Below are 5,487 nucleotides of genomic sequence, written 5' to 3' on the forward strand. Positions count from 1 at the left end.
GGGTGCGGCGGCGCGCGCCGCGGGCTGCGCCGCGGCCGGGGTGGCGAGGGTGGCGACCGTGAGCCCCGCGGCGAGCGCCGTGCGGCGGGTCGGGATGGGTCCTGACATCGTTTCCTCCGATCTGCGGCGGCGTTCCGCCTGCAGGGAGGCAGGCTACGCGCGGCGCGGCATTGCGCAACCCCGGGTTGTCCGCCGTGGGCCGCCTGTACCGTTCCGCGGGGCGATGCCGGCCCGCCCCACGTGTATGGGCCGCGCAGATCGATCGCACGGGAGACCACGCCCAGGTCTGCCCGCGCCGAGCTCCGCGCGAAGGTCCCGGAGAGCACTGGGTGCGACATGACGATGATGTTCGGGCTCGACCGCGTCGAGGACGGCCATGCGCGCGCCGTGACCGCGCGGATCGCGCGTCCGCACGGGCCAATCCGATTCTTCACGTCGCGCGACGAGGGCGTCGTACGGGCGCGCGGCCGTCGCAACCTTCGTGTCGAAGGGGGCGCGACGTGGTCGCGAGCGCGCATGGCAGCCGGCCGGTCGATCGCGACCACGACGTGGCCGACCGGCTGTGGCGACGCTTCCTCGCCGCCGGGTTCGAAGGCGGGAACGACGCCAGCGGCGTGGTGCTGCGCACCAAGGGTTTCCGGATCTTCCCGAAGGGGCGACAGCGGCATCGCGAACCCGATGCGGCGCGACTCGGCGCTGGTGCAGCGCGACGTCGACGATGGGCTGGTCAGCGAGGACGCAGCGCGTCGGGTCCGTGGCGTGACGCCCTGGCGAATGAATAGGATGCTGGACGGCGCATTGCCCGCGCCGCTTTTCCGCGAAGGTCCGTCATGCGTACACCTTTTGCCCTTGCCATCCTCCTGTCGCTGCTGGTCGCTGGGTGCTGCAATGCCGGCACGAACTGCGCAGTGCTGCCGCCCAGCGCCTACAACAACGCGAATGGGGGTGCCTGACGCCAGCGTGGCCGCCGGAATCGAATCCTGCATCCGTGCAGCATCACCGCGCGCCGCATCCACGGCCCGACACCATGAAGACGCATGCGAAGCGCGGCTGCGGTGATGACACGATCTTCATCCCGCCACTTGCGCTACGTCATGTGCAGGCGCGTAGGAAGCGCTCCGTCAGCGTCCGTGACGGGCGCCTTCTGGAGGGATCAGCTAGATGATTTTGTCGCGTGCCATCGCTCCCGCCGTCGCGGGTCTTGCCATGCTCGCTCTCGCCGGCCCGGTTGCCGCGCAGGATGCCGCGGGTGATCCCGCAGCCGGCCAGCGCGTGTTCAACCAGTGCCGCGCCTGCCATATCGTCGAGGACAATGGCCGCAACGGCGTCGGCCCCAACCTGCACACGGTCTTCGGCCGTCGCGCCGCAAGCATCGAGAATTTCCGCTATTCCGCGAACATGCGTGCGCTGGGCGAGCAGGGGCATGTCTGGAATGCGGACAACCTCCGTGCCTATCTCCGCAATCCCAAGGACGTCGCGCCGCAGGGCATCATGTCCTTCCCCGGGCTGCGCAACGAGCAGCAGATCAGCGACGTGATCGCCTTCCTGCGCTCGCAGCAGGGCTGACCCGCCCGTCAGGCGATCTGGAGCTCCTGCAGCGACAGCTCCAGTTCCTGGAATGAGGGCATGTGACCAGACGGGACCATCTTGCGTCCCGTCTCCACCGCGACTTGCGGTGCATTGCCGTGCAGGTGGGCGACCAGCACCGCGCGGATCACCTCGAAGAACTTGCTCTCCTCCTCGACCACGCCCTTGAGCCGCGCCGCGAAGGGCCCCATCAGGCCGTAGGCGAGCAGCACGCCGAGGAAGGTGCCGACCAGCGCGCCGCCGATCATCTTGCCCAGCACCGCCGGCGGCTCGCTGATCGACCCCATGGTCTTGATCACGCCCATCACGGCGGCGACGATGCCGAGCGCGGGCAGCGCATCCGCCATGGACTGCATCGCGTGGGAGGGGTGCATCTCCTCCTCCTTCATCTTCTTGAGCTCGCGCGCCATCACGTCCTCGATCTGGTGCGGGTCGTCGGCATTCATGCCGACCATGCGCAGGTAGTCGCAGATCAGGTGGACTACGTGGTGGTCGGCGGCGATGCGCGGGAACTTGTTGAAGGCCGCGCTGTCCTCGGGCTTCTCGATGTGGGGTTCGAGCGCCATCGGCCCCTTCGTCTGCGCCAGGCGCACCAGGTAATAGAGCAGGCTCAGCAGGTCCATGTAGTCCTGCCGCGAGTATTTCGCCCCCTTCAGCAGCTTTCCGAAGCCGCCCAGCACGTGCTTCAGGCCGGCCACGCTGTTGGCCATGACGAGCGTGCCGATGGCGGCGCCCCCGATGATCGCCATCTCGAAGGGCAGCGCCTTCAGGATGATGTCCATCTTCCCGCCGGCGGCGATGTAGCCGCCGAAGACGCAGGCCAGCAGGAAGCCGAAGCCGGCGAGCGAGATCATCGGGCGGGATCCTGCACCTGGCGCAGCAGGGTGATGGAGACGCGGCGGTTCGCGGCCGCGGTCGGCTGGTCGGGCAGCAGCGGGTCGCGGTCGGCATTGCCGGTCACGGAGCGGATGCGCCCCTCCGGCAGGCCGCCATCGATCAGCAGGCGGCGCGTTGCGTTGGCGCGCTCGGCCGAGAGGTCCCAGTTGCTGCGCTCGCCGCCGCCGCGAAACGGCGTGGAATCGGTGTGGCCGGAGACCGCGACGGGGTTGGGCAGGCGCGCCGCGACCTGCGCCACGCGCGCGAGCAGGGCGCGCGCCCGGTCGTTCGGCGCGGCGCCACCCAGGGCGAACATCGGCTGGCGCTCGGCATCGACCAGCTGGATGCGCAGCCCCTCCGGCGTCTGCTCCACCAGCATCTGGCGCGCGAGGTCGGCCAGCGCCGGATCGGCGGCGACCGCCTCGCGGATCTGCTCGGCGGCCTGCTCGAAGGCCTCGCGCTCACGGCGGGCGAGCTCGCGGCGCAGTTCCTCATCGCCGAGGGATTCGGGGCGGGCCTCGGGTGCGGGCGTCTCGGCTGGGCCGCCGCGCGGCTGCTCCGGCCCGGCATGGGCACCAGGGGGCGTGGCCACGACCAGGCGCGGATCCTCCGCATCCTCCCGCGCCTCGGGGCCTTCGCGCCGCGGCATGGGCCGCGCGGGGGTCTCGCTGTCGTCCTCCTCGATATCCATGACGACGGGCAGCTGGCCGGGCTGGATGGTGGTGGCGCCGGTGGTCGAGGTGACGTTGCCGTGGTCATTGGGCGTCTGGCCGCCGAAGGGCTGGCCGGAGCCCGAGACGGAGCGCGCCAGCAGGTTGGTCGGCGCGAAATAGTCCGCGAGGCCGCGGCGCTGTTCCTCGGTGGTGGCGTTGAGCAGCCACATCAGCAGGAAGAAGGCCATCATGGCGGTGACGAAGTCGGCATAGGCGACCTTCCAGGCCCCGCCATGGTGGCCATGGTCGCCGCCTTCCTCGCGGCGGATCACGATCGTGCCGCCGCGCTTCGCGCCTCGTGTCTTGCCGGACATCGCGCGCAAGGTGGCAGGCGCTGCTGACTATTTCGCTAACCGGGCCGGCGCGCGCCGCGTGACACGGCGCGGGCGCTATGGTTTGGTCGGGTGCAGATGGACCTGCCTGCCCAGACCCTTGCGCGCGCGACCGATCCGCTCGTCATCACCCGCCCGGCGCGGCAGACGATGCCGGTCGTCTTCGCCTCCCCGCATTCCGGGCAGGACTATCCGGCGCAGCTGGTGGCCGAGGCACGCCTCGCCCCGCTGGCGCTCCGGCGCAGCGAGGACAGTTTCGTCGATGAATTGTTCGCCGCCGCCCCGGCGCATGGCGCGCCGCTGATCGCGGCGACCTTCCCCAGGGTGTGGTGCGACGTGAACCGCGAACCCTGGGAGCTCGACCCGGCGATGTTCGACGGGCCGCTGCCGCCCTGGGTGAACACCTCCAGCCCTCGCGTCGGCGCCGGGCTCGGCACCATCCCGCGCATCGTCGCGACCGGGGAGACGGTCTATCGCCGCCGGCTGTCCTTTGCCGAGGCCGAGGCGCGCATCCGCGCCTGCTGGGAGCCCTACCACGCCGCCCTGTCGGAACTGATCGCCGAGACGCGCGCGCGTTTCGGGGTCTGCCTGCTGGTGGATTGCCATTCCATGCCGGCCCATCCGGCGCAGGCGGCGAACCCGCCGGACATGGTGCTGGGCGATGCGCACGGCACCGCCTGCGCCCCGCGCGCGACCCGAATGGTCGAGGAGATCCTGACCGGGCTTGGCTACCGCGTCCGGCGCAACGACCCCTATGCCGGCGGCTACGTGACGCGCCACTATGGCCGCCCGCGCGAGGGCACCCATGCGCTGCAGATCGAGATCGCCCGCGCGCTGTACATGGACGAGACGCGGATCGAGCGCGCACCCGGCCTGGCGCCGCTCGCGCACGACCTGACCACCCTGATCGACCGCCTGGCGCGGACGGACTGGTCCTTCCTCCGTCCATGATGCGGTGCAGCATGGGCGGAGAAGCCCATGCTCCCGGACCCCTGAAAAAAAGAAGGCGGTGCCCGAAGGCACCGCCAAGTTTAGGGAGGAAACGTCCAAGAAAGGCAGTGGGAGGCAAGGCCTCACCGCTGCCTCAGCGAAAATAGGAGGGCCGCCCGGACGCTGCAAGGGCTTTTTTTGCAGCGCAGCATAAGGGGCACCAAACATCATGCCAGCGCATGTTTGTTGCTTGGCATGGCCATTGCCCTTCCGCATCCATGCGACCCCTCGACCCTGCCGCCCGGCCTCCAGCATGCGACCCGACGGGCGGGCGATTCATCCGCCCGTTGCCGGTGGCTGCCAGCGCCACGGCATGGTTTCGGTTGCTTCGCTGCGCCCGTCCCGGGGCGTGGCTGGTCCTCGTCCTGCTGCTGCTGGCGCCGCCGGCCGGTGCCACGCCATCCGCCCCCGATCCTGGCCTCGCCTGCCGCGGCGCCATCACCACCGCCGAGCGCGAGGCCGGCATCCCGACCGGCCTGCTGCAGGCGATCGGACGCGTCGAATCGGGCCGGCGCGACCCGGATACCGGCCGCGTCACGCCCTGGCCCTGGACCATCAACGCCGAGGGGCGCGGCATGTATTTCCCGACGCGGGAGGCAGCGATTGCCGAGGTGCGGCAACTCCAGTCCCGCGGCGTGCGCATCATCGATGTCGGCTGCATGCAGGTGAACCTGCACCACCACCCCAACGCCTTCCCGACTCTGGAGCAGGCCTTCGACCCGCTCGCCAATGCCCGCTACGCCGCGCGCTTCCTGACCGAGTTGCAATCGACCCGGCAGGACTGGGCGCGGGCCGCCGGCCACTACCATTCCCAGACGCCCGAGCGCGCCGAGCCCTACCGCGGCCGCGTGCTGGCCGCCTGGGCGCAGGAGCAGAACCGGCCCGGCGGGGATGCCGCGGCGGAGGCCATGGCGCTGGCCGCGCTGGGTGCAGCGCGCGGCGCCACGGGCCTGGCCAATGGCGCGGAGCGGGCGCGGATCATCCCGCTG

Annotated in this window: 6 protein-coding genes; 4 read left to right on the forward strand and 2 right to left on the reverse strand. The window is 70.9% G+C overall.

Translation table 11 applies throughout. The features are described 5' to 3' along the window. Positions 1–500: 500 nt before the first annotated feature. On the forward strand, positions 501–782 hold the full coding sequence (locus HW578_RS22230; RefSeq protein WP_198372898.1) for a hypothetical protein: 282 nt from the start codon (positions 501–503) through the stop codon (positions 780–782). A 379-nt stretch (positions 783–1,161) separates the two neighbouring features. Then, entirely contained in the window at positions 1,162–1,566 is a 405-nt protein-coding gene (locus HW578_RS22235) for a c-type cytochrome (RefSeq protein ID WP_198372899.1), read from the forward strand. A gap of 8 nt (positions 1,567–1,574) precedes the next feature. Here the strand turns inward: HW578_RS22235 and motA are convergent, their stop codons facing one another. Beyond that, a complete protein-coding gene (gene motA, locus HW578_RS22240) occupies positions 1,575–2,441 on the reverse strand; it encodes a flagellar motor stator protein MotA (RefSeq protein WP_198372900.1) in 867 nt (288 codons plus the stop codon). Then, positions 2,438–3,490, reverse strand: coding sequence for a flagellar motor protein MotB (locus HW578_RS22245; RefSeq protein WP_232479202.1), 1,053 nt, complete (start codon positions 3,488–3,490; stop codon positions 2,438–2,440). Before HW578_RS22245 ends, motA begins: the two co-directional genes overlap by 4 nt. A gap of 96 nt (positions 3,491–3,586) precedes the next feature. On the opposite strand from HW578_RS22245, the gene HW578_RS22250 reads away from it, so the two are divergent. Both HW578_RS22250 and HW578_RS22255 read left to right on the forward strand, forming a co-directional pair. Continuing rightward, a complete protein-coding gene (locus HW578_RS22250; RefSeq protein WP_198372902.1) occupies positions 3,587–4,459 on the forward strand; it encodes an N-formylglutamate amidohydrolase in 873 nt (290 codons plus the stop codon). 362 nt (positions 4,460–4,821) lie between these two features. Next, the coding region (locus HW578_RS22255; RefSeq protein ID WP_232479201.1) for a transglycosylase SLT domain-containing protein at positions 4,822–5,487 on the forward strand (666 nt) is incomplete at its 3' end.

This window comes from Roseomonas rosulenta, assembly GCF_016106005.1.
GTDB lineage: Bacteria > Pseudomonadota > Alphaproteobacteria > Acetobacterales > Acetobacteraceae > Neoroseomonas > Neoroseomonas rosulenta.

Excerpts from the sequence above, each read along its gene's own strand:
- HW578_RS22235 (WP_198372899.1), top strand. The coding sequence starts at position 1,162 with ATGATTTTGTCGCGTGCCATCGCTCCCGCCGTCGCGGGTCTTGCCATG.
- motA (WP_198372900.1), bottom strand. The coding sequence starts at position 2,441 with ATGATCTCGCTCGCCGGCTTCGGCTTCCTGCTGGCCTGCGTCTTCGGC.
- HW578_RS22245 (WP_232479202.1), bottom strand. The coding sequence starts at position 3,490 with ATGTCCGGCAAGACACGAGGCGCGAAGCGCGGCGGCACGATCGTGATC.
- HW578_RS22250 (WP_198372902.1), top strand. The coding sequence starts at position 3,587 with ATGGACCTGCCTGCCCAGACCCTTGCGCGCGCGACCGATCCGCTCGTC.